Genomic DNA, 23,720 nt, shown 5'->3' with positions numbered 1-23,720 from the left:
TATGAAGCCGTTCTTGCTACTACTCTGCTGCATTCTCCTTGCCGGTTCTGCACAAACCACATTATTCATTGAGATCCGGCATGCGATAACAAAAGAAACGTTCACAATTCAACAACTAAGCGAAGACGATGAGTTAAAACTTTCTTGGATTCACTCAGTAGAAAAAACCCCTTGGGAAGAATACTTTACGATCAACAAACGAGGGAAACTGACACTAAACAAAACTCGATTTCAATCATTCGGTGCAGGCGTCTCTCCATATGGCCGCGGTACGACGAGTATTGAAGACGGTTACATCGTCTTATCCGAGCTGAATGAGTCGTTTGATTCGTACCGGTGGTTTCATTCCCACGATGCTTCTTTTACTTGGTACGTAAACGAAAACTTGTGGATTCATACACAACAGTTACCTCATCATGAATCGATTGAACTGCTCGTACACCATCGTTTATGAAAGGGGGCTATTATGAGCCAATCTAAAAACACAGAAGCACTTGATCAAGAACAACAAGAGCTTCTAGAAAAGTATGATAGTGAATCTCGATTTCGGGTCTTCTTAAACAATCGTATCACTTTACTCGTTACGATCATCGCGGTGACTTTTTCACTATATCATCTCATTACTGCATTTACAGGACCACCCGTTTACGTACTTGTGCACCGCGCTCTACACGTTTCATTCGTTCTCGTACTCGTCTTTCTATTGTTCCCAGCTACAAAAGGCGCAGCTCGCAATCGATTACCTTGGTATGACATGCTACTTGCCCTTTTATCTGTGCCCTCAACGATCTATCTATTTCTAAACTACACTGAAATTGTGACGCGTGGAGGGTTACCAAGTACTCTTGATGTCCTCTTTGGCACTTTGCTCATCATTCTTGTATTTGAGGCCGGCAGAAGGGTAACAGGTTGGGCTTTACCAATCCTTGCATTACTCTTTGTTGTGTATGCTCTATTTGGTCGAGATCTTCCTGGCATCTTTCGTCACCGTGGGTACGACTGGGATGCAATTTCTAATCAACTTTTCACAACAACTGAAGGGATTCTCGGTACAGCCATCGGAGTATCAGCGACGTATATTATTCTTTTCATCTTGTTCGGGGCTTTTCTAGCGAAATCTGGAATGGGTCAACTGTTCAATGATTTAGCGCTCGCTCTCACCGGTCATGCAAAAGGTGGACCTGCAAAAGTTTCCGTCGTCGCGAGTGGGTTTTTGGGAAGCATCAATGGTTCGGCTATAGCAAACGTCGTCACAACAGGCGCGTTTACAATCCCTCTCATGAAAAAGATTGGTTACAATCGTAATTTTGCAGGTGCTGTTGAATCTTCTGCTTCAGTCGGAGGACAAATCTTACCTCCAGTTATGGGAGCCGCCGCTTTTATTATGGCCGAAACGCTCGGTGTGCCTTATACCGACATTATCTTGATTGCGATTTTACCAGCATTGCTCTTTTATTTAGGAATTCTTGCTCAAGTTCATTTGCGAGCAACGAAGCTAGACTTGTCTGGCATTCCTAAAAGTGAATTGCCGAGTATAAAAGACGTATTAAAAGAACGAGGTCATTTGCTACTTCCAATTGTCTTTTTGATTTACATGCTCTTTTTCACCGGTACGACCGTAATCTTCTCTGCAGCATGGACCATTATCGTTACAATCCTGATTAGCTTTTTAAGAAAATCAACACGAATGAGTTTCAAAGACTTTATTGATGCGCTAGAAAACGGTGCGCGTACGACCGTTAGCGTCGCCATTGCCTGTGCGACTGTTGGAATTATCGTTGGGATCGCGAACATTACAGGCTTTGGCTTGAACTTAGCCAATGCAATCGTCTCCATCGGCGGAGAGAGCTTGTTCTTAACTCTATTGTTTACGATGGTCGCCTGTATCGTCCTCGGAATGGGAATGCCTAGTATTCCAGCGTACATTATTACAGCAACGATGGCCGCACCTGCGCTCGTCCAACTTGGCATTGAACCGATTGTTGCACATATGTTTGTGTTCTACTTCGGGATCTTTGCAAACATCACGCCACCGGTCGCTCTAGCCGCCTTCGCTGCTGCCGGCTTATCAGGTGGCAGTCCGATGCGAACAGGTTTTATGGCGATGAAACTCGCAATCGCAGGCTTTATCGTGCCATTTATGTTCGTCTACAACAATGAGTTGTTGTTAATGGATACAACATTTACAGAGTCCATCGGCGTCATCATAACCGCTGCGATTGGTGTCTTAATGCTCGGCATCGCCGCTGAAGGCTATTTGTTACATTCGATGAATGTCATCTCCCGCTTGTTTATGGCTGGAGGCGCTTTACTCTTCTTACACCCTGCACTATTAACTGATGCAGTAGGAGTCATCATTCTCGTAACGATCTTCCTAATCCAATGGATCCGAAAACGAAAACAACCAGCAACCCCAGCAGAAGCATAGTTGTAGGTACGGTACGGGTGAGCCCGCTCCAAAGTGAATGCTTTGGAGCGGGTTTTTTGGCTACGTTACCTTTGTCTTGCAACGCGCGCTACCGTGCTCTCACACCGCACTGTACTGCTCTTGCACCACGCTTCCTTGCTCTTGCACCACGCTGCCTCGCTCTTGCTACACGCTACCTTGCTCTTGCTACACACTACCGTCCTCTTGCTACACACTACCGCTCTCTTGCTACACACTACCTTGCTCTTGCTACACGCTACCGTCCTCTTGCTACACACTACCGTCCTCTTGCTACACGCTACCGCTCTCTTGCTACACACCACCGCTCTCTTGCACCACACTACCGTCCTCTTGCTACACGCTACCTTGCTCTTGCTACACACTACCGTCCTCTTGCTACACACTACCGCTCTCTTACACCATGTCGAATGCTACAATCTCGCCAAAAAAGGCATAACTCATCATGAGTTATGCCTTCATCGTACGTACTTCGAATCAAGGGGGGCGGTCTTACTTCTAATTATGCTGCGTCTTCTGCTGCTTCAATGTCTTCTTGAGAAATAAGATCTGTTACAGCGACATCAATGAGATCTCCTACCCATTGCAAGCGCTCCGGGCTGATTCGGTCAATTGTATCTTCTGGTGTGTGATACCAAGGCTCAGGTCTTGCGGCTCCTGGAGGTGTGCCTGGTTCCATCCAGATGTAAAGTGCAGCATCAATTCCAGCGTCATGGAACGGTACATGATCTGAGCGTCCAAGTTGATGAAGTGTATAATCATTGTGATTATAGCCTAAAACTTCAGCTGCATGAACAGAAGAATCCCAAACTGCATTCTCTTCACCGTCTACGGTCGTAATGTGCATTTGTGACGTTGTTTCATAGTTTGTCGCAATCATATCAAGATTATAGTTTGCAGCACTGCGATCAATCTCTTCTTCAGATAATTGTGCGACGTACTCACGGGCTCCTACTAATCCAATTTCTTCTGCTCCAAAGGCAATAAAGCGTACTTCTTTTTCACTTGGCACATCCTCTAAAATACGTGCCAATTCAATAATAGCTGCTGTTCCTGAAGCGTTGTCGTTTGCTCCCGGGGAGACGCTTACGCTGTCATAGTGCGCCGTTACGTAAACAATTTCAGGGTTTTCAACACCGTCTGCTTCTTTCACTGCTATAACGTTTTGAGACTCAGCTTGTCCATTACGAATATCAAAGAGATGTTGTTCTGTCTCATAACCTAGACGTTCAAACTCTCTTTCGATGTATGCCGCTGCTTCACGCTCTGAATCTGCGCCTGCTACTCTCGGCCCAATTGTTTCACTTAAGTGCGAAATGTGACCCATCGCACGGTCCACATCAAATACGAGTTCATAATAGTCCATCAAATCATATGCAAACGTATAAAGCATGGAGTACGCTTCGTCAGTCATTTGATCTTGATAACGGTTTAACAACGCTTGGAATCCTCGCGTATGTTCTAAAAGACGATCTTCTTGTCCACGATTTTCAAAGTGTGCGAGAGTTGTTGTATGAAGATCAAGCGCACGATGAATTGCCGTCGTTGAGAAGGCTCCTTCTTCATCTAAAATGTCTACAAAATCATTTAAATGACTTGCCGTTACTCGCGGTTGCTCACAAGATGAAAGAGGCAATGCGTTCACTTCGTTATACAACGCATCCGAGTCCATAAGCTTTGGAATGACCGTCATCATCGGTTGTCCCATTGAAACGAACGTGCCGTACGTACTTACCTTTTCAGTCTCAAGAGAAAAGGCGTCCACGATATGTCCAAGTTCATCTACTTGTTGTTCATGCAATAGGTATCCACAGTAGTGAGGGTCTTGCACAATGGTTGGATCCCAGTTGTCCGCTCCGTCGAAGTAAAAAGGAGTGGCACCTGTCGCTCCATCTTGTGCTCGTTTTTCTGGCGCAGCTTGAACAGCTTCACCAATCTCTTCAAACTGTTCTGTGTAAAAATCAAACGTTGCTTCAATGGTTGCCATTTGTGCATCGACTCGTTTTACTGGTTCTTGCATTCCTGCCGTTTCCGTTAACAAGCCTAATCCATGACGTAAGCCGAGCATGTTTCTAGAAATTCGCTCGTCACCATTTCCAGCTCCACCAGGCGTTCCATAAATTCCAGTTGTGAAGCCTTGTTCTGCAATATCATCAATAAGTACGTCTTCAACGAGCGATTCACTTAAAGCCCGAATGTCTTCATCAATGTTCAAGTTTCTTGGCCATAAAAATTCAATGTCTGGGTTACCGTATGCTCTTGGTCGCTCATGGGCATCGACCGTCAAGTCTGGTTGATACGTATCTAGCACTTCTGCAAGTGCTCTCGTTTCAGGTTGTTGAAGCACGAGATGGTCTCGGTTCATATCGACATTGTTGGCGTTTGCCCGTTGGTCACGAATAAATCCGTCTGGATTTGCTGTTGGCACGAAGAGTACAGTGGATTCTTCCAGTTGCTCAAGAATTCCCTCATCGTCAGTAAACGCGAGATCTCTCATAAATTGCAATGCCATCTCACGTCCTGCTGGTTCGTTTCCGTGCTGTGTAGCAACAACGAGCATATTGCGACCTTCTGCTACTTCTTCATCCGTTAACGTTTGATCGCCAATTCGTACGAGATGAATAGGTCTTCCTTCAACCGTTTGTCCAACTTCTGAATAAGAAGCAAGATCTGATTCAGACAACTCATTTAGAAAATTAATTTCTTCATCAAACGTAGACCAATGCTCTTGGTTACGATCTTCAAAGCCCGTCGTTGGGGGTGCCAAAGTAGCAGAGCCTTCATCAGCTGAGGCGACTTGAATAGAGCTCGTTGCAAACAGCAGAGCGCCTAATGCAAGCCAGGAACGTTTTTGAATATATTTGCTTCGACTCATAAAAACCTCCCGATAGATTGTTTTATTTAAAAAATTAAAAAGAATAAGATTAAATCAAAATTTTAGCTATTCGATATCTTGTGTTGCAATGAACGTCCAATCCAGTTGCAGAGAATCACCTTGGAATTGGTTCAAATCAGCATCCACATCACCTTTAAAGTTAAACTGTACAACGAGGTCGTGACTTTCACCTACAGGTAATCCACGATCACCAAGCTCTGGATAAAAGATGTTCTGGTTGACAGCTTCTGGAGACATATCTTGAAGCTCACTTAACGTCGTCTCATAGATGACTTCATCAAAATTATTGACGTTATAGAGAAATTCAACTTCAATGAAATCTCCGAAATCATCGGTGTTATCACCTTTTACATCAATGACACGGTAATTTGTATCAATCGTCACAGAACCGATGTCTAAACTACCATCATTCACAAGCTCAAAATCTTCAATAAAGGAGTCGCCAGGCTTGATGTTGTCTACTTCAATAATCTGGTTTGGACTAGCACTTAAATCCAACGTACCAGCTGCAAACGTATTATTCGTCGTCACGCTGTCGCTAAAGTAGGCATACGTTCCCCCTCCAATTAGCGTAAGTCCTAGTGCCGCAGTTGCAACACCTAACCCGAGTTGCTTTTTTACATTGTTGTTACTCATGACCATTCCTCCTAAAGTGAGTTATATTATGCAACGCCCAACAACTATTCTTGGTGGGACGATGACACCGTTTGTTGTTGTTCTTTACTCAATCGATCAACTTCACGTAACGCTCGTACGATCGTATACAGCGAGTAAAGAACGAGTAGAAAGCCAGGAATTATGAACAAGAAAATTACACCAACATCGGATGACACAAATGAAAACACATGCCCTAAGTATGGAATCGTCATGCCAGTATATTCACCAACAACCATCGACGGCTCGAGTACTTGTGTATCCGGAAGAGGGTTGTTATCCCCTTTTGTTATGTAACTTTGACCACCGTCAGTGACTTCGTGAATACGGTGAGTGACGAGCGGACCTTCATACGTTTGAAACGTTACAACATCGCCAACTTGGTATACTCCTGATTCATCGACCGCCCGAACGAGAATGACGGAACCTGTATCAATACCTGGCTCCATTGAGCCTGACAATACCGTTTTTATTTGATATCCGAATAGACTCGGCTCACCATCAGAGACTTGGGTCGTTACGACCGCCGCAACAGTGACGAGTAAGATGATGGTGAGCAATGTGGTTAACGCTCCACTAAGAATCGAGGTTACTTTTTTCATCGCTTTCACTCCAATTTTCGACTGTGACCGTTCCATTTACTTGCTCAACGTCGACAAACATCGCTTCTGTAGGTGTAGAATGTAGTGCGATGAATATCAATAGGAAGTAGCTGAAACCTATGTAGACGAGAAGCTTCACTCTTTTCATCTGCTCACTCCTGAAATACAAAAAATAATCATATTAATACAAAATGTTCTTTCTTTTTACAAAAATCTTAACATTGTGTTGTTAATCCGAATAGTCAATGACTACCGCTCTTATACAACACGTCTTCGAAATTAGTGTAAAAACGAGTATAAGAACCTAGATTTATGAATGATGATCAAATGTCATATACCGACTATCGAAGTTATTAAAACCCAAATATATCCATTTATACTGAGGCTATACTTTCGATATTAACGATGAAACCATTTTCATTTTTACAACCATTGATACATTAACGTTTATGCACCGTAATGACTAACTCTCGAGAAGTTCATCCATAAGTCCTGTAGTCACAAACAGCAAAAAAACTACGAAATTGGTCGATTAAGCACAACCGATTTCGTAGTTTTATTCTTGAATATACACATTGATTGTCTATGACATCCCTCAACCCGACTTCCACTGAATTGGTCTATGTAAGTCGAGTCGTTAAGGTGCATTTACTAACGTCCAACGGACAGATCCTTCAAATGATCCAACTCTTTGATGAGGGGCTGTTTGTAGAAGTACGCCTTCATCGATCTGCCATTGAATTGGATGCTCCACCCCATTATGCGTTGGTTTGTAAACGAGTATGGAGCTATTTGATAAGACCGTTTTTTCCTTGTTCTTATTAACGAACACAATCGCTTCTGGTAGCACCACTTCTGAATGAAGCATCGAGGTAAGAGGCTTTTCGAGTGCCGCATGAACGCGCCAACTAGGTGAATGTTCACCGGTTTCATCTACAACGTTTAAATGACCATGTCCTTGTTGACGAGTGTGAATGGCCGATTGATCGTTTACAGGAACGTCCCCAAAGTTGAATGCCATTGGTACATTCTCAAAATAGACATTGCCTGGTTTTACACGTATGATTGCTTCTTTTACACGTAAAGATGTCCCACTTTGATCCTTACCACCTACTTTTAAACCATAATCGCCTGGCCTTTGCAGGTGATCTTGCTCTACAACTTCATTATGCGTTGCGACAAATTGAGCATTGTTACTTAACTCACCTGTAAACACATTCCTCACCGAAACATAATCAAGAAATTGAAAAGGTTCACCGTCATTATTAAACGGTAGTTCAATTACTGGTAGCCCATTTTCTAATGGCAATAAACTGCCATCATGATCATGAAACTCAATTTCAGAGTTCCACGTTTGCAATGTTCGGTGGGAAACACCAGGAGCTCCCCCACGGTCTAATGTAAACGTACTCGAGAATGGCAATGCTTTATTTGGATGGGGCGGCAATAAATCATCTTCAAAGTTCATCGCTTTAAGGTCTGCATCGATCCTTAATGTTACTTCTCGATCCCTTCCAATTAGTCCAATAATGTTCAAAAGCCATTCAAAAATGTTTGAGCTATACTGCGTATTGAGTGTGATTTTATTTTGACCTTGTACGACAATAAAATCATTTTTGTTAATCTGACGAGACCTTGACCCCATTTGGATGCTAGCACTCGTTATCGATTGGGCAAATTGTTCAACTGGAATCTCAGCTGGCAATTGGATGTCGATTTTAAATTCATTGCTAGCTACTAAGTTGAGGAGCCCATAAAAATAAGCCGTGTTCCTCGTTTCTAAACGCAAGGTTCCTGCTGAAAAAGTATGATCTCCCATCGGTGTATGCGCCAATGAAAGTGATGAGTTTCTCACATTCATCGTTTCATACATGACTTCTTGCTCTATGACTTCTCGTTCTATTGATGGTTCATCGTCCTCTTCCGGTGCATTCTCTTCTTGTTCGACCTCATCTTCAGCTGGTGCTTCATCTTCTTTTTCAATGGTTTCTTCTGGATTCTCCGTGTGATCAATTGACTCTTCACCTTCATCATGCTCACGATTCTCAGGAAGTAACGACTCATCAATCTGATCGACTATGTCTTCTTGTTCTTCGTTTTCTTCGTATTCTTCAATGTCTTCGAGAATCTCTTCTTCATCAAGTTCCTCACAAACGTAGTCTTCGTCGTCCACTTCACAATCTTCGAGTTCAGTTCCCTCTACGTAAGGTTGAATGGACAACAATAGAATAAGACTTAAACTTTGAATGAATACTTTCATGAACGACCACGTCGTCCTGAAATGAATGCAATTGGCACGAAAAGAATCGCGACGACCATCATGATCATCATCCAATAAGGGAAAGGTCCTGTCGATTCTTCTTCAATCATTTCCGCTTCAGCAAAATCTTCCTCTTCAATTGTTAATTCCTCTTCCCATACCCACTCGTCGACGTCGTTTGTCGCCGTAACGTTTGCAGTATAGGTGCCTGGCTTTAAAACTTCAGACAGTTCTACCCCATACGTGACCGCTGAACTCGGTGCCATTCGACCATCTACTTTTTCATGTGATGCAATCCGTTCACCTTCATCTGTAAATATTTCAGTTACAACCGTTAAGTCATCTATAATAATCGCAGTATCATTTTGAAATGATACGTTAATACGTGGTCTATTCTCATACGTAATCGGTTCAACATTGATAAAACTTAATTCTGGTTCAATTGCTCCATGTTGTTCATGATCATTCGTCAGTTGTAAACCAATGAGATACGCGTATTCATTTGAAATGCCACCATTTGTTATGTTTTCATCGTAGGCTTCTTCAAAATACAAACCTCCGAGTAAAAACCCGTCAAAAGCCTGATCGGGAACTTGTACGGCGACATCGATTGTCTTCACTTCGTGAGGACCAAGGGTGACACTCGGCTCTACATCGATGAGATCTGCAATTTCACTCTCCGCCTCAATATAATCAATCACAAAGTGCTCATTTGTCACAGCAGGAAACAGCGAAGCGTTTACTGTAACTTCTTTTGAACTCAGATTGTGTAGAACAACTTCAAACTCCGTTGACTCAGTAGGATCTAGTTGCAGTTCATAATAAGACTCGTTTCCATCGATTTGTTCTTCTGGAAATAGTGGTGTAACCGTAAATGATGGCTCATTTGCATACGTCGTGTCAGAATAAACCACAAACATGAATACGCTAACAATCACAGCATAACAATACTTCACTTCATACACCTCACACTGTTCATCATTCTATTCATCGTGACAATAAGGGCTGCTCATGCAGCCCCATCGTTAAGGTGTACTTAAAAGCATCCACGTAATTGTCGTCGAATAGTCATCCACTCGAGCCGTTCCTGGTGGTACAACAAGCTCCAGGTTTGTAGGTAAGAAGTTTGTTTCCCAAGTTCCTAACCCTTCATTTACTTCTGCACTTATAATTGATTGTGCAGCATCCGTCACCCGAATTGTTCCAGAAAGTGAAGGAGGGTTAGAGACGTTTGATGAATCAGATGAAATTGATGAAGGCGTTAGCAAAAGCTCGGCACCTGTTAATTCAGCATTTTCTGATGCTAATTGTGGAGCACGTACTTGCACGTCCCATCCTGCACCAGTTCCTCGGTTATCTGTCACTTCTACGAAACGTTCTATACCGTCTGTTACCGTATATGTTTGAGAAGATGAAGAGATGGACTGCTCACCGAAGCTAAAATCTTCTATTACTTGTTCAAAGCGAAGCGCCCCATCAGGATCCCCGGGATCCCCATCACGTACAAAGTTTACTTGAACTTCAGTCGTCCCCTCTCTCCCTTCTGCCCCTACATCCGAAACAATAAATCCACTTGAGATCACACCAATACCCACCAAGCTAAGCCACAATTTCTTTGACACTTCAACGCCTCCTCAATGAAAATACTAGACTTTACTCACTGAGTATATTAACGGTCGCAATTAAAAATGCCAGAAACCAAGCTAACTAACAAAACCTTTTTCCTATGGATTACAGTTCAATTAGTATCGTAAAAAGAAAACATCACCCGAATTGAGTGATGCTTTTTTTTTGCGTCTTATTTTTACATTAGGCTGTATTGTTAAACACCTCTTCTAACAACACTCTTTCGGTAAACCCTCCTCTTTCTTCTCCTTTTTTTATGCGAGCCTTCTCAATGTCGGAAAACGTTACCCCGTGCATCTTTGCTAATGAATAGACAACTTCTAACACATCACTTAACTCTTCCACAGCTTGATCTTTACTAGTTGTGTCTAGATATTCCTTAACTTCTTCTTGTAATTTTTCTCGTAATTTATTTTTGAAATCTTCTAATGACAAAATTCGAGTTGAACATGATTTTCCTTGTTCTTTAATAATTTCAGGAATACGATCACGAACTAACTTATTATAAATTGTCACGTAGCACCCTCCAATAAAGAATAGTAACAAAAAAAGCCCGGTACTAAGTACCGAGCTCAACCTCAATCTGTATAATACGTAAAACCAATGGCTCCTTCACCTGTGTGTGTACTGATGACAGGTGTTGTTGATTGAATCGAAACTTTGTGTTCGCTTAACTTCTCACGGAGCTTATGAGCAAGCTCCAAACCGTTTGCGTGAGAAATACTAACACCTTTAACTTCTTTACCTTCGGTGTCTTGCTTGAAGTGATTCATTAATGTTTGAATGACTTGGTTTTGAGTTCGGACTTTCGTGACTGGTGTGTAGACACCGTCTTCTAATGCTGCAATCGGTTTCAGTTTGAGTAGCGAGCCAATAAATGCTTTCCCTCGACCGATGCGTCCACCCTTTAATAAGTTCTCAAGTGTACTCACAACGACGAATAGTTTTGAGTTTTTGCGTATGTGATCTAAACGTTCTAAGATCTCGTCCATACTCTTGCCTTCACTTGCCATCGTTGCTGCCTCAATCACTTGAAACCCTAAGGCATTGGCAATAAACGTAGAGTCTATAACTGTTACGTCTGCATCCGCTTGTTCTGCAGCAATGCTTGCTGCTTTATACGTCCCACTCATTCCTGCAGTCATATGAATAGATAAAATTCGGCTACCGTCTTTGCCTAATTCCTCATACGCTTCAATAAGCTCTCCAAGAGAGGGTTGAGACGTTTTAGGTAATTCTTCTGATTCTCTCATCATTTCTAAAAAACGATCTGGATTCAAGTCAACGCCATCTTTATAACTATTGTTATCTATTAAAATCGTCAAGGGGACGACCGTGACTTGATGATGTTCAAGAACCTCCTCGGGAAGGTCTGTCGTCGAGTCGGTCACAATCTTAATCTTGTCCATCCTACGTTCACCTCTTTATGATGTACCTGCTATCCTTAGTGTACCAGTCCGTCGGTGATTTCGGAACTATAAATAGAAAAAAGCCCGAGAAATCTCGGGCTCTTCCAACATTAGGAAGCCTGGACGACAATTTGATCGTTAATTACCGTCACTTGCATTGAATTTGCGTGTTCATTTTCAAGCATGACGTCGCTAATTCCATCTTCAACGTGCTCTTCAATAATTCTGCGTAGTGGGCGTGCACCAAAGGTAGGGTCATAACCTAATTCTACGATTTTTTCTTTTGCTTTTTGATCAACCGAAAGCATAACTTTCCGCTCGTTAGCCACCTCCGTTAAATCGTTAAGCATAAGATCAACAATCGATAGCAAATGTTCCTTCGTCAACGCATTGAATTGAACAATTGCATCAAAGCGGTTAAGAAATTCCGGTCTAAAATAATCTTGCAAGCCTTGTGTAACTTGCTTTTTATCGTCTTCACTAGCTCCAAATCCGACCGTTGCTTTCTTAACTGAGCTGCCGGCATTTGACGTCATAATAATGACGGTATCTTTAAAGCTTACTGTACGACCTTGAGAATCTGTTAAACGACCGTCTTCCATAATTTGCAAGAACATATGCTGAATGTCTGGGTGTGCTTTTTCAATTTCGTCTAGCAAAATAATACTATATGGTTTTCTTCGTACTTGCTCTGTTAACTGACCTGCATCTTCGTGACCGACGTATCCAGGCGGTGAACCAATCAATTTAGACGCGGAATGTTTCTCCATATACTCACTCATATCAAAGCGAATCATCACGTCTTTGTCACCGAACAATTCTACAGCGAGCTGCTTCGTCAATTCTGTTTTACCGACACCGGTCGGTCCAACGAATAAGAATGAACCAATCGGTCGGTTGCCCCGACGTAATCCCGTACGGTTTCGACGAATCGCTTTCGTAACTTTATTGACTGCTTCCGCTTGCCCGATCACTGATTGATCTAATCGCTCTGGCAAGTTGCGCATTTTTTGTTGTTCATCTTCTTGTAATCGACGTACTGGAATGCCTGTCTTTGCTTCAACAAGCGCCTCGATCGCTGCAACGTGGATGACATTATCTTTATTGTCTTGTTTCGTTGCTTGTTGTTTTTCTCGTAATTGCAGTTCTTCAGTACGAAGTTGTGCTGCTCGTTCGTACTCTTCTTTACTTGCTGCGTCAGCTTTTTCTTGTTGAATGACATCAAGTCGTTCTTGAATTTCGTCGATCGTACTCTCAGAAATATGCAAGTTCATTTTTGCGCCCGCTTCGTCCATTAAGTCAATCGCTTTATCTGGTAAGAAACGATCCTGAATGTAGCGACTCGATAATTGCACCGCAGCTTCTATCGCTTCATCGCTATATTCAACTTCATGATACTTCTCATAGTATGGTTTTAAACCGAGCAAGATCTTTTGCGCATCTTCAGTTGAAGGTTCATCGACCATCACTGGTTGGAAGCGTCGTTCAAGAGCTGCGTCCTTTTCGATTTTGCGGTATTCGTTTAATGTTGTTGCACCAATAAGTTGAAGCTCACCACGTGCGAGCGCTGGTTTCATGATATTGCCTGCATCTGATGACCCTTCGGCAGAGCCAGCACCGACAATTTGATGAATCTCATCGATAAATAAAATGACATCGTCGCGCTGCTTCATTTCCTCGATTAGTTGCTTCATTCTCTCTTCAAACTGACCTCTAACACCCGTTCCAGCTACAAGAGAAGTAACGTCCAACAAGTAAATTTGCTTGTTCTTTAATTTCTTTGGCACTTCTCCTTGGACAATTTTACGTGCAAGTCCTTCAGCAATAGCCGTCTTACCAACACCAGGTTCACCGATTAAGACTGGGTTGTTTTTGTTACGGCGGTTTAATGTCTCAATGACACGTTCAACTTCTGCATCTCGACCGATCACCGGATCAATTGTTCCGTTATTCGCATCCGCGGTTAAGTTCTTCCCTAATTCATCTAGTATTCCACCTGAATTCATTTCATCGGTTGTCATCGTGTGTTGCTGTTTCGAGCTTTGACCATTCATTGCATTGTATGGAGAACTTGCAGCAAAACCTGATGGTTGGTGCATTTGATTTTGGATCTCTTTGTAACACGTCTCACATAAGTGCATCTGGTGTTGATGTCCGTTCATTCGAAAGCGTATTTGAATACGAGCTTGGTTCGTTTGACAATGAGTACAGTTCATCATGGTTTTCCTCCTCGTTCTTTCTTAACGGTTTTTATTGTTGTCATTTTGACTTTGACTATATTTAACCTTTTCTTAACTCCATTATAGTTTGACTATCTTTGACTTTCAAGTGTTTCGTTAAATTTTTTTTGAGGATCGTTTTTCCAGTTTGGGAACACTATGCCATATGGGAGGTGTGACTTTGTTGCTTCACTTGCTTTTTTACGGTCTTTGTTTCATTTGGATTGCGGAGTTTTTTATAAAAAAAGAGCAACAAACCGCCAAGAAGGACAGTAGTTTTTATTTTATCTTGTTTGCCGTCATCGTCATCGTTGCGACCGCAAGCTTTACCGCCAACAGCTTTGGCTTTGACTTTTACTTTATTCAACTACTCGGTGTCGTATTGTTTGGTTTTGGTATTTTTTTACGCTATTGGTCCATAAAAAGTCTAGGAAATGCTTTCACACGAGGGATCGATGCAAAGCAAGATATGGTTCTGTCATCCAAAGGACCGTATCAGTTACTGCGGCACCCTTTATACGTTGGTCTAGCATTAATCGTGTTCGGCTTCGCTCTGTTTATGCAATCACCCATTGCAATGATGATGTCAGTTAGTCTATTTCCATTTGCTTTATGGGTAAGAATTCGAAAAGAAGAATCTGCGCTTCAGCTTACATTAAAAGGAAGGTACGACCAGTGGAAGAAAAAACGCTGGGTAGTGATCCCTTGGATTTATTAAAAATTAGGAGTGATATCGATGACTAGCGTAACGATTGTTGGAGGGGGATTAGGCGGTCTCTCCGCTGCAATTAGCCTCGCTTCTGAAGGCTTTGATGTAACTGTTCTTGAGCAAAACGAGCGCATTGGTGGGAAGTGCAATGTACGCGAAGGAGAAGGGTTTTCGTTTGATACAGGGCCTTCAATTTTGACAATGCCTTGGGTTTTAGAACAACTATTTGAACGGGCTGGCGAAAACTTGCACGATTATGTATCCCTTACGCGTGTAGAACCTCAATGGCGAACGTTTTTCGAAGACGGAGAAACGATTGATTTACATGGTGATTTACCGACGATGTTAAAAGAAATTGAGCGTATTTCAAAAGCAGATGCGCAAGGATTTTTGCAATATATGAATTACAGCTCAAAGATGTACGAGCTATGTATGAAAAGTTTTTATAAGCGAAGCTTGACCGGGTTAACGGAATTACGAAGTTATCATACACTGCCAGAGCTGTTAAAGCTCGACCCATTAAAAAGTATGGCATCTGGAACGAAGCGCTACATTGAAGATCCTCACCTTCAACAATTGTTAAACTTTCTCGTCATGTATGTAGGATCCTCCCCCTATCAAGCACCAGCCGTGATGTCTCAACTTGCTCACGTTCAATTTGGACTTGGCATTTATTACGTTGAGGGGGGATTATACAACATCGTAAAAGCGATGGAAAAAGTATTAATAAAATTAGGGGTTACGATTAAGACGAAGACAAAGGTTACGAAAATCGTAAACGAAAAAGACCTTGTTTCCGGTGTTGAGTTAGCAACTGGTCAAACGATCAAAAGTGATTATGTCGTCTCAAACCGTGAGGTTGTTTCTACTTATGCTGATTTGCTGCCCGAACATACGAACAAACCACTCGTTCATAAATATGAACCGACCGTCTCTGGACTCGTCATGCTGCTCGGCATAAATCGAGATTATGAACAGCTCGCACACCACAATTTCTTTTTCTCAAAAGATCCTGAACTTGAGTTCAAACAGATCTATGAAGAAAAACGCCCAGCAGATGATCCGACAGTGTACATTGGCATCTCTTCAAAAAGTGACCCAACACAAGCACCAGAAGGAAAAGCGAACTTTTTCATTCTCACACATGTACCTCCATTAAACGATAATGAAAATTGGCAAGAACAATACGGATCGTACCGCGATGTCGTGCTTTCCAAATTAGAGCGAAACGGCTTAAACGGACTTCGAGATTGTATTGAATTCGACTACACATTTACACCGAATGACCTCCACGATCTCTACGGTTCGGTCGGTGGTTCCATATACGGGGTAACGGCAAACCGTAAGACGAACGGCGGTTTTAAAATTCCAAGTCAAAGTAGCGCTTATCACAACTTGTATTTTGTTGGCGGTTCCACACACCCTGGCGGTGGCGTACCGATGGTCACATTGTCCGGTCAACTTACCGCTGACCTCATCGTTGAATCACAACAAACAACGAATAAAAGCTCAAAACACATCATCTAAACGTTCGGGGTCAGTCCCCCACCGCTTTAAAGTGGTGGGGGACTGACCCTGAAGTTATTTGAGGATGCGCCCCATGATGATGAGATCCATATACTGTCCGTCATCTAGTTTAATAGCATGCACTTTGCGACCTTCTTGAACGAACCCTTGTTTAATGTAAAGGTGAATGGCGCCAATGTTCTGGGAAAACACTTCTAAACTTACCTTCTCAACCGTTTTATGTCGTTCCACCCAGTCAAACAAAGCACGAAGAAGCAAATCACCGATTCCTTGATTTCGCCAATGCTCACGTACACTCATTCCGAGAGTACCGTCATGTTGATTTCGCCTGCGACCTCCTCCATGAAAATCGAGGAAACCGACAACCTTACCATCAAGCTCTGCAACAATTGCCAATTTGTTTTTGTGATCATACATATCCGACAGAAACTTCTCTTCTTCTTTTAACGTTAAAGTAAACTCTTCACGGGTTGTTAGTAAGTAAGGGGCTTCTGCTAACACCTCTTCATTAAATTCAAGAATTGCTTTTGCATCTTTTACGGTCGCTGTTCGAATGACGATATTGTGGCTATTCTTCGCTTGGGTCGTTTGAGTTAGAATTGCACCCATACCTAATCCCCCTTCGTATGCTCTTCAATAACGAATTCGACAATCACCTACACTTTCCTGCTCGGCTTTTGTGTCGAAAAACAAAAAAAAAAAAACGCTTGCTAGGATAGCAAGCGTTTCTTAACTCATTCTTAACGAGGTTGACGTCGACGATCTTGGCGTCTTCCACCAGACGATTGTGGTCCGCGACTTCCTCCACCGCCACCACCGCTAGAGCGACGACGATTACGGTTTCTACCGTCACGATCTTCGTAGAAACGGCGTCCACCTTTTTTATGCTTAGAACTTGGCGCTTTTGAGCGCTTTTTGTTAACGACAGGACGTTCACCAGTTAATGTCTTCATTGGTTCTTTCGTGTCGTTTTGAATTGATGCAAGCGCTGCAGCTACAACGTCTTTTGCGTCATACGATTGTAGTAATTTCTCAGCAGTTGCTTCGAAATTCGCTTGGCCGTTGCTCTGAATTACTTTTACAAGCTCATCAGCTAAACGAGATTGACGTACATCGCTTGCTTCTTCTTTCGTAGGAAGATCAATCGTTTTGATTTTCCCTTTTGTTTCACGCTCAATCATACTTAAATGATCCATCTCAATCGGTGCTGCAAATGTGTATGCTTTACCAGATTGACCCGCACGTCCTGTTCGTCCAATTCGGTGAACATAGCTTTCGGATTCTTGAGGAATGTCAAAGTTAAAGACGTGACTAACGCCTGATACGTCAATTCCACGAGCTGCAACGTCTGTTGCAACGAGGAATTTCACTGATCCTTGCTTAAAACGACGCAAAACGTTCGTACGCTGTGCTTGCTTTAAGTCACCGTGGATCCCCGCAGCTGCATAGCCTTGATGCTCAAGAGCTTCTGATAATTCATCAACACGACGCTTTGTACGCCCGAAAATGATCGCAAGCTCTGGATCTTCAAGCTCAATAATACGAGTAAGAGCAAGTAATTTGTGCTTTTCTGGTACTTTCACCGCAAATTGCTCGATGTTATCAACCGTTAACGTCTTCGCTTTAACCGAAACCGTTTTAGGATCCTTCATAAAGCGATCAGAGACTTTCTTAAGACGAGTTGGCATTGTCGCTGAGAATAACAACGTTTGACGCTCATCTGGAACCTCTTCAAGAATCGCTTCAATGTCTTCCACGAATCCCATGCTAAGCATTTCATCCGCCTCATCTAGAACAACTGTCTCAATTGAAGCAGGACGAATTGTACGACGACGTGTGTGGTCCATGTAACGTCCAGGCGTCGCAACAACAATTTGTGGGCGTGATTTTAATTCACGGATTTGGCGGCTGATGTCCGCTCCACCGTAAACCGCAACAGTTTTAACCTTTTTGTTACGTCCTAAACGTGTCAATTCATCAGCAACTTGTACTGCTAATTCACGAGTCGGTGCTAAGACAAGTGCTTGGACGTTCGGGTTATCCATGTCAATCTTCTCTAACATTGGAAGACCGAATGCCGTTGTCTTTCCTGTTCCTGTTTGTGCTTGACCAATAACGTCATGACCTTCACGTGCTACTGGTAGTACCTGTTCTTGGATTGGGGTCGCTTCTTCGAAACCCATTTTTTCAATGCTCTCGAGTAACTCAAGAGGTAGATCTAATTCATTAAACTTCATTCAAAAAATGCTCCTTTACATCTCTTTTCTCTATTTCTTCTAAGGAATGCATGATGCAAAAGCGCTCGAAGACTTCCAATCCCAAAAACGGAACGAACCTAATCACGATAATTCCACTAAACCTAAGTCTAGCTCACTTTTGCACAATAGAAAGGAGTATATTCCATATGGAATATACCCCTCTATTCCTGAGTATTCAGCTCTTCTTAAAGACCTACTACGTTAGCAGCTTGTGGTCCGCGGTCGCCTTCAACGATTTCAAATTCAACGTCTTGACCTTCTTCAAGAGTCTTGAAACCTTCTGCTTGGATCGCAGAGAAGTGTACGAATACGTCGTCTCCGTCTTCACGCTCGATAAAACCGAAACCTTTTTCAGCGTTAAACCATTTTACTTTACCAGTCATGCTTGTGGCCTCCTTTGAATAGGCGGTTCAAAAAGGTACGTTCCTTCTTGAACAAAAAAATTAGTGTAAAATAATTGAAAAGATGGTGAACCTTTTTGCGTCCTAAACTGTATAGCAGAGGCCGAAAAAAATAATACACCGTACATTCAATCACTTTCGACAAACTGAGTATAGCACGGTAAAATCTTAATAGCAAGAGGGTGTATAAAAAGATTTTGTGCCAAAAACTAGATAACGACTGGATTTATCGTTTCAATAACATCGTTCTCGCTGTCCATAATCGCTTCTGCACCTATTGGAATTGTCGTCTTATATTGCCCATGTCCTGAGGCGATATTCGCAAGCGTCGGTTTTCCAATTGATGAGAAGAATTCTTCTAATAACTGTTCATAATTCACACCATATGACGTTTGACAGTTCGTACATCGTCCGATTAACACACCAGCACAATCGTCGAACTTTCCAGCTTCCTCTAAGTGAAGCAATTGTCGATATACACGATGGACTGGTTCATTCACTTCTTCAATAAAGAATAGCTTTTCAGCTGTATCAATTTCATAGGGTGTAGCAAGCGTACCAATGAGTGACGTAAGATTCCCTCCAACAATTTCCCCTTCAGCAACACCAGGAACAATTGAATACCGAAGCATACGTCTAGGATTTTCAATTGTGTAAGGAACTTGAGTGTTTGAAATTGCTCGGAACAATTGATTGAAATTAAACGCCGGTGTCGACAATTTAAAATCAATTAACATGAGGGAATGAAGCGTTTCTAAGTCAGCAAACTGATAAAGCGCGTTAAGCAGAACGGTAATGTCGCTATAGCCCGTTACGATTTTAGGGTTCTGACGAATCAAATCCCAATCTAAGTATCGCAAGATCCCCGCTACCCCGACTCCACCTCGAACTGGCAAAATCCACTTTACTTGCTCATTAACAATCATACGCATGAAATCATTCGCACGTTCTTCATCACTGCCAGATAAAAACCCAGTATAACGAAAAACACTTTCTCCAACAAGAACATTGAAGCCAAGACTTTCTAAATAGAGAATACGTTCATTTATAATATTCGGATCGAGTGGACTTCCTAAGCTGACAATACCAACCGTATCATTCGCTTGTAAACTTGCAGGTCTTACAACCATCCCTTCACCTACGTTCCGTTTGGCTTGGGTACACTATATGAAATAGACGTCAGACCTATGCAAATTCTTTTCCATAAAGAGAGAAAGACGCTACACTAAATTAAGAGAAAGGATGAGACGATGATTGAGATAAACAAAGAAGAACTTCAAGAAAACTTATCACAGTACTTTAATCATGAAATCTACGTACATTTTGAAATGACGAACGGCGCTTATGCTGCATATCGTCATGGTAAAGCCGCTTCTGGCTTTGTTCGAAATGCGAAAGCGAAGTTAATTGAAGGGAAAGTAACTGGAGATTCTCCATTTCGCGTCGGCTTAAAAACGAGCGATGGATGGCTTTATGCGGATGGCTTGACGCATAGTGATCATACTTTTACTGAAGCACTTTTAATGTATGGATTTGACGATGATGGCAAAATGCAAATCGCTTTACAACTTAGCACAACACCATTTGAGTAAGGACGTGAAAAAACGATGACCGAAAACGTAATGCTAATTTTTCCGCACCCTGATGATGAAACTTTTTCAGCTGCCGGAACGGTTCAACACTATAAACGTACAAAAGACGCGTATGTTAGCGCAGTCTCTTTAACACTCGGTGAAATGGGCAGAAACTTCGGAATGCCCCCGATTGCAAATCGTGAGACGTTGCCACACATCCGAAAAAAAGAACTGGAAGATGCCTTAAGTATCATGGGTGTTGACCAATTTATTCACCTTGGCTATCGTGACAAAACGTTAGAATTTGAACTAACGAGTACAGTGGCTAACCACTTGCTTAACGTCATTGTAGAACATCAACCAACAACGGTAATCACTTTCTATCCCGGCCATAGTATTCACCCCGACCATGATGCAACCGGCGAAGCTGTCGTCGAAGCAATCAAAATGATGGATCATTCTAAAAGACCAACACTCCTAACAAAAGCCATTACGGCAGATGCTGAGCAACATATCGGTGAACCTGACGTAGTCTTCGACATCTCTCCATATCTAGAGATGAAGAAAGAAGCCATTCGCGCGCACCGATCGCAAGCACTCGAAGTTGACGCCATTACGAAACAAAAACTTAAAGAAGGTGCAACTGACCCTGAAGCATGGATTCGTTACGAAACGTTTTGGACTTACAAGCAGAGCGAGGAAGTATAACTCGCTCTGTTTTTTTATCGCAATGTTGACTGAATGCTATGATAGACGTCCGACCAAATTTGCTCGTCTTCTCGATACATCGTCGTCATTGACTTGATTGCTTTTTTGAATTCTTCATCATAGTTTGGAGCTGTTTTTTCTGGTAAGTTGCTCATAAGAGCACTGACGCGCTCTTGTACTTCTGGTGCTCTTGGTCCCCACTTGGCAACTTCATGTCCTTCATCATCGATAAAGATAAAGATCGGAATCGAGCGAGCTGTACCGTTCGTTAAGTATTGATCCATTAACTCCAAATTCTTATCACGCAATAACACACGTAATTCGATGTTGTGATGCTCTGCAATATGCATAAGAATCGGCACGTTTACCATCGCATCTCCGCACCAATCTTCAGTTAAAATAATTGCTCTAAGGTTACGCTCAAGCTGATCTTTACCCTTTGGTAGCTGAAACTGCTCGTAAATATAATGTAGATGTTCTCTATTCTTCTCCATTTCACTTACGTATTGCTCGATTGACATTCCCTTTTCAAACCATTGCTCTAAGGTCATTTGTCTTCTTTTCACTTCCTTCTTATGAAAATAAAACTGGTAGTTCATCAAGAACCTCATATCCATCTATTGTTGGTCTCGTTTTCAAACCAACGATCGTTACATTTTCGTGTGCATCAGTCAATGCTTTTGCAAATTGCGGATCAATGTGTTCAGCAGGTCGAATACACGATAGATCGTCTCGCTGAGCAATGAATAATACAATACTTTTATAGTTTGTTGACTTGGCAATTCGGTGCAATTCTTGAACATGCTTTGTGCCCCGCTTTGTCACTGCGTCCGGAAAGTAACCCGTTCCGTCAATACCATACGTAACACTTTTGACTTCTAACAAAGCTTGTTCTTTTCCGTTTTCTAAAAGAAAATCCCATCTTGAGTCGCCATACGTATATTCTTGACGAACAATCGACCACGGCTCAAGTGATGGGATCCTATGATTTTCGATAGCAAGCTTTGCAAGGGCATTCGCGTTTATCGTCTCAAGTGCGACAAAGCCACGTTGATCTTCTCGCTCCGCTAAAACGGCCGACCAGTTCGTTTTGCGGTTTGGATTATCATGAAAACGCAAGTACAGCACTCTGCCCGGTTCTAAAATCTCCTGAAGCCTACCAGGATCAGGAAGATGTACACGTACGTGTTCCCCATTTGAACGACTCGCCATAATTATAAATCTGTTTGGACGTTCTACAAATATCGCTCGCTCCAATTGACCTTTCATAGGCTGTAACACAATAACACCCTCCAGAACTCTCCATCACGATTGCTAACTTTCACACCGATTTTTAACTAAACGTTAAGAAACAGTACAAAAGAATTATTCCCCGGGAAATGGTATTTCATCAAAACGAATCCACGAACTGCTTTGGTGCAAGTGTATCACTTCTTCATGAGTGATAGAACGGAAACGACTTACGGCAACATTTCAAACAACTTTTCATACGCTTCTTTTGTACGCATTTGCTGCATAGTAAGATCACAAGCAACAATTGCACCAGCAATAGGTTGGTACTTCGGGCGAGTAACTTTTACTAAATCAAGGCTTTTTTCGAAGAATGGTTTCCATAAATGCAGCTCTTGATAGACACTACCTGCAAGGACAACCACACACGCCTCGTCTTGTTGGAACAACTGTGATTTCACCTGTTTAATTGCGTCAGCTTGTTTCACACGAGCGTGTGAAATGATCTCATTAGCTTCAAGATCGCCTGCACTCGCTAATTGTGATAACACTGGGCTAAATGAAGCAATTCGCTCCCGTTCTTTACCGTTCTCATAAATGATCGGAATCAACGCTTGCATATTTTCCACGTCGTAATGCTGAAGCACTGCTTGATCGAGATGAGTAAGCGTACGATTTTGATCGTCATTGTGCATGCTTCGAAGAATTGCTTGACGCCCGAGTTCAAACCCACTGCCTGCATCTTCAAACAAATAACCCCATCCACCCACTCGCGCATACTCGCCACGAGCATTTATGCCGTAAACGACAGCACCTGTTCCAGCAATGGATACGATCCCTCGTTCGCCGAATGTTCCACTATACAATGCTGATAATACATCGCTATCGACGATGATTTTGGCATTTGCACTTACGTATGGTTGTAATGACCGTTTCACCTTCAGCTGTTCAGTCGCCCTTCCACCACCAGACATTCCGGCAAACACGGCGGAAACACTTGCAAATGCTCGTTCCGCCTGTGTTTCTAAGTCGTTCATCGCTTGCTTTAATAGCGCTTGGATTTTGTTTGTATCAACGCTCGCAAGATTTGTTCCCCCGACTTTCGTGTAAGCAACAACCCTTTGGTCGTGCACGAGCACCGCAATCGTTTTTGTCCCGCCACCATCAATTGCAATCACAGTCTTCATCACCGAGATCTCCC

General features: G+C 42.5%; 24 protein-coding genes. 7 read left to right on the top strand and 17 right to left on the bottom strand.

Annotated elements, in window-relative coordinates:
- Nucleotide 1 precedes the first annotated feature (1 nt).
- Genes JOD17_RS07520 through JOD17_RS07510 form a run of 3 tightly spaced genes read left to right on the top strand, consistent with a single transcriptional unit; the run spans nucleotide 2 to nucleotide 2,895 of the window.
- Nucleotides 2-454 carry a DUF1850 domain-containing protein gene (locus tag JOD17_RS07520; RefSeq protein ID WP_204696682.1) on the top strand — a complete coding sequence of 151 codons (453 nt, stop codon included), beginning with the start codon at nucleotides 2-4 and terminating at the stop codon, nucleotides 452-454.
- A gap of 12 nt (nucleotides 455-466) precedes the next feature.
- A complete protein-coding gene (locus tag JOD17_RS07515; protein WP_204696680.1) occupies nucleotides 467-2,428 on the top strand; it encodes a TRAP transporter permease in 1,962 nt (653 codons plus the stop codon).
- Nucleotides 2,429-2,484: 56 nt separating this feature from the next.
- Nucleotides 2,485-2,895: a hypothetical protein gene (locus tag JOD17_RS07510; RefSeq protein WP_204696679.1), complete on the top strand. Its 411-nt coding sequence runs from the start codon at nucleotides 2,485-2,487 to the stop codon at nucleotides 2,893-2,895.
- A gap of 53 nt (nucleotides 2,896-2,948) precedes the next feature.
- Here the strand turns inward: JOD17_RS07510 and JOD17_RS07505 are convergent, their stop codons facing one another.
- The 10 genes from JOD17_RS07505 to JOD17_RS07460 form a co-directional block, all read right to left on the bottom strand.
- A complete protein-coding gene (locus tag JOD17_RS07505; RefSeq protein WP_204696678.1) occupies nucleotides 2,949-5,321 on the bottom strand; it encodes a DUF2817 domain-containing protein in 2,373 nt (790 codons plus the stop codon).
- A gap of 66 nt (nucleotides 5,322-5,387) precedes the next feature.
- Nucleotides 5,388-5,978 carry a TasA family protein gene (locus tag JOD17_RS07500; protein WP_204696676.1) on the bottom strand — a complete coding sequence of 197 codons (591 nt, stop codon included), beginning with the start codon at nucleotides 5,976-5,978 and terminating at the stop codon, nucleotides 5,388-5,390.
- 44 nt (nucleotides 5,979-6,022) lie between these two features.
- A complete protein-coding gene (gene sipW, locus JOD17_RS07495; RefSeq protein WP_204696674.1) occupies nucleotides 6,023-6,598 on the bottom strand; it encodes a signal peptidase I SipW in 576 nt (191 codons plus the stop codon).
- Nucleotides 6,573-6,746, bottom strand: coding sequence for a hypothetical protein (locus JOD17_RS07490; protein ID WP_204696672.1), 174 nt, complete (start codon nucleotides 6,744-6,746; stop codon nucleotides 6,573-6,575). The genes sipW and JOD17_RS07490 overlap by 26 nt, the downstream gene beginning before the upstream one ends.
- A gap of 489 nt (nucleotides 6,747-7,235) precedes the next feature.
- Nucleotides 7,236-8,858, bottom strand: a complete 1,623-nt coding sequence (locus JOD17_RS07485) for a hypothetical protein (RefSeq protein WP_204696670.1) — start codon at nucleotides 8,856-8,858, stop codon at nucleotides 7,236-7,238.
- Entirely contained in the window at nucleotides 8,855-9,814 is a 960-nt protein-coding gene (locus JOD17_RS07480; RefSeq protein WP_204696668.1) for a WxL protein host-binding domain-containing protein, read from the bottom strand. The genes JOD17_RS07485 and JOD17_RS07480 overlap by 4 nt, the downstream gene beginning before the upstream one ends.
- 69 nt (nucleotides 9,815-9,883) lie before the next feature.
- Entirely contained in the window at nucleotides 9,884-10,480 is a 597-nt protein-coding gene (locus JOD17_RS07475; protein WP_204696666.1) for a WxL domain-containing protein, read from the bottom strand.
- A gap of 187 nt (nucleotides 10,481-10,667) precedes the next feature.
- Nucleotides 10,668-11,000, bottom strand: coding sequence for a MazG-like family protein (locus tag JOD17_RS07470; RefSeq protein WP_204696664.1), 333 nt, complete (start codon nucleotides 10,998-11,000; stop codon nucleotides 10,668-10,670).
- Nucleotides 11,001-11,062: 62 nt separating this feature from the next.
- Entirely contained in the window at nucleotides 11,063-11,893 is an 831-nt protein-coding gene (locus JOD17_RS07465) for a DegV family protein (RefSeq protein ID WP_204696662.1), read from the bottom strand.
- Nucleotides 11,894-12,003: 110 nt separating this feature from the next.
- On the bottom strand, nucleotides 12,004-14,109 hold the full coding sequence (locus tag JOD17_RS07460; RefSeq protein WP_204696746.1) for an ATP-dependent Clp protease ATP-binding subunit: 2,106 nt from the start codon (nucleotides 14,107-14,109) through the stop codon (nucleotides 12,004-12,006).
- A 187-nt stretch (nucleotides 14,110-14,296) separates the two neighbouring features.
- On the opposite strand from JOD17_RS07460, the gene JOD17_RS07455 reads away from it, so the two are divergent.
- Nucleotides 14,297-14,830 carry a methyltransferase family protein gene (locus tag JOD17_RS07455; protein ID WP_204696661.1) on the top strand — a complete coding sequence of 178 codons (534 nt, stop codon included), beginning with the start codon at nucleotides 14,297-14,299 and terminating at the stop codon, nucleotides 14,828-14,830.
- 18 nt (nucleotides 14,831-14,848) lie between these two features.
- On the top strand, nucleotides 14,849-16,348 hold the full coding sequence (locus tag JOD17_RS07450; protein ID WP_204696660.1) for a phytoene desaturase family protein: 1,500 nt from the start codon (nucleotides 14,849-14,851) through the stop codon (nucleotides 16,346-16,348).
- 54 nt (nucleotides 16,349-16,402) lie between these two features.
- Here the strand turns inward: JOD17_RS07450 and JOD17_RS07445 are convergent, their stop codons facing one another.
- The 4 genes from JOD17_RS07445 to JOD17_RS07430 form a co-directional block, all read right to left on the bottom strand.
- Nucleotides 16,403-16,957 (bottom strand): GNAT family N-acetyltransferase, encoded by a 555-nt coding sequence (locus JOD17_RS07445; protein ID WP_204696658.1) that lies wholly within the window; start codon nucleotides 16,955-16,957, stop codon nucleotides 16,403-16,405.
- 131 nt (nucleotides 16,958-17,088) lie between these two features.
- The gene (gene cshA / locus JOD17_RS07440) at nucleotides 17,089-18,585 is read right to left on the bottom strand and encodes a degradosome RNA helicase CshA (protein WP_204696656.1); all 1,497 of its coding nucleotides are present in this window, start codon (nucleotides 18,583-18,585) and stop codon (nucleotides 17,089-17,091) included.
- Between the two features lie 206 nt (nucleotides 18,586-18,791).
- Nucleotides 18,792-18,989 (bottom strand): cold shock domain-containing protein, encoded by a 198-nt coding sequence (locus JOD17_RS07435; RefSeq protein WP_042360841.1) that lies wholly within the window; start codon nucleotides 18,987-18,989, stop codon nucleotides 18,792-18,794.
- A 227-nt stretch (nucleotides 18,990-19,216) separates the two neighbouring features.
- Complete coding sequence (locus tag JOD17_RS07430) at nucleotides 19,217-20,137, bottom strand: S66 peptidase family protein (protein WP_204696655.1); 921 nt, start codon at nucleotides 20,135-20,137, stop codon at nucleotides 19,217-19,219.
- Between the two features lie 120 nt (nucleotides 20,138-20,257).
- Here JOD17_RS07430 and JOD17_RS07425 point away from each other — a divergent pair, with 120 nt between their 5' ends.
- Together JOD17_RS07425 and bshB2 are read left to right on the top strand one after the other, a co-directional pair.
- Nucleotides 20,258-20,599 (top strand): DUF1806 family protein, encoded by a 342-nt coding sequence (locus tag JOD17_RS07425; protein ID WP_204696654.1) that lies wholly within the window; start codon nucleotides 20,258-20,260, stop codon nucleotides 20,597-20,599.
- A gap of 15 nt (nucleotides 20,600-20,614) precedes the next feature.
- Nucleotides 20,615-21,289, top strand: a complete 675-nt coding sequence (gene bshB2 / locus JOD17_RS07420) for a bacillithiol biosynthesis deacetylase BshB2 (protein ID WP_204696653.1) — start codon at nucleotides 20,615-20,617, stop codon at nucleotides 21,287-21,289.
- A gap of 14 nt (nucleotides 21,290-21,303) precedes the next feature.
- Here bshB2 and JOD17_RS07415 read toward each other — a convergent pair whose 3' ends face one another.
- The 3 genes from JOD17_RS07415 to JOD17_RS07405 all read right to left on the bottom strand — a co-directional run bounded on the left by JOD17_RS07415 (nucleotide 21,304) and on the right by JOD17_RS07405 (nucleotide 23,706).
- Nucleotides 21,304-21,888, bottom strand: coding sequence for a thioredoxin family protein (locus JOD17_RS07415; RefSeq protein WP_239575297.1), 585 nt, complete (start codon nucleotides 21,886-21,888; stop codon nucleotides 21,304-21,306).
- On the bottom strand, nucleotides 21,863-22,570 hold the full coding sequence (sfsA, locus tag JOD17_RS07410) for a DNA/RNA nuclease SfsA (RefSeq protein WP_204696650.1): 708 nt from the start codon (nucleotides 22,568-22,570) through the stop codon (nucleotides 21,863-21,865). Before sfsA ends, JOD17_RS07415 begins: the two co-directional genes overlap by 26 nt.
- Nucleotides 22,571-22,749: 179 nt before the next feature.
- Nucleotides 22,750-23,706 carry a BadF/BadG/BcrA/BcrD ATPase family protein gene (locus tag JOD17_RS07405; RefSeq protein ID WP_204696646.1) on the bottom strand — a complete coding sequence of 319 codons (957 nt, stop codon included), beginning with the start codon at nucleotides 23,704-23,706 and terminating at the stop codon, nucleotides 22,750-22,752.
- Nucleotides 23,707-23,720 lie beyond the last annotated feature (14 nt).

This window comes from Geomicrobium sediminis, from assembly GCF_016908595.1.
GTDB lineage: Bacteria > Bacillota > Bacilli > Bacillales > Marinococcaceae > Geomicrobium_A > Geomicrobium_A sediminis.
Note: the sequence above shows the minus strand (reverse complement) of the source record. Positions and strands in the feature narration are given on the sequence as shown.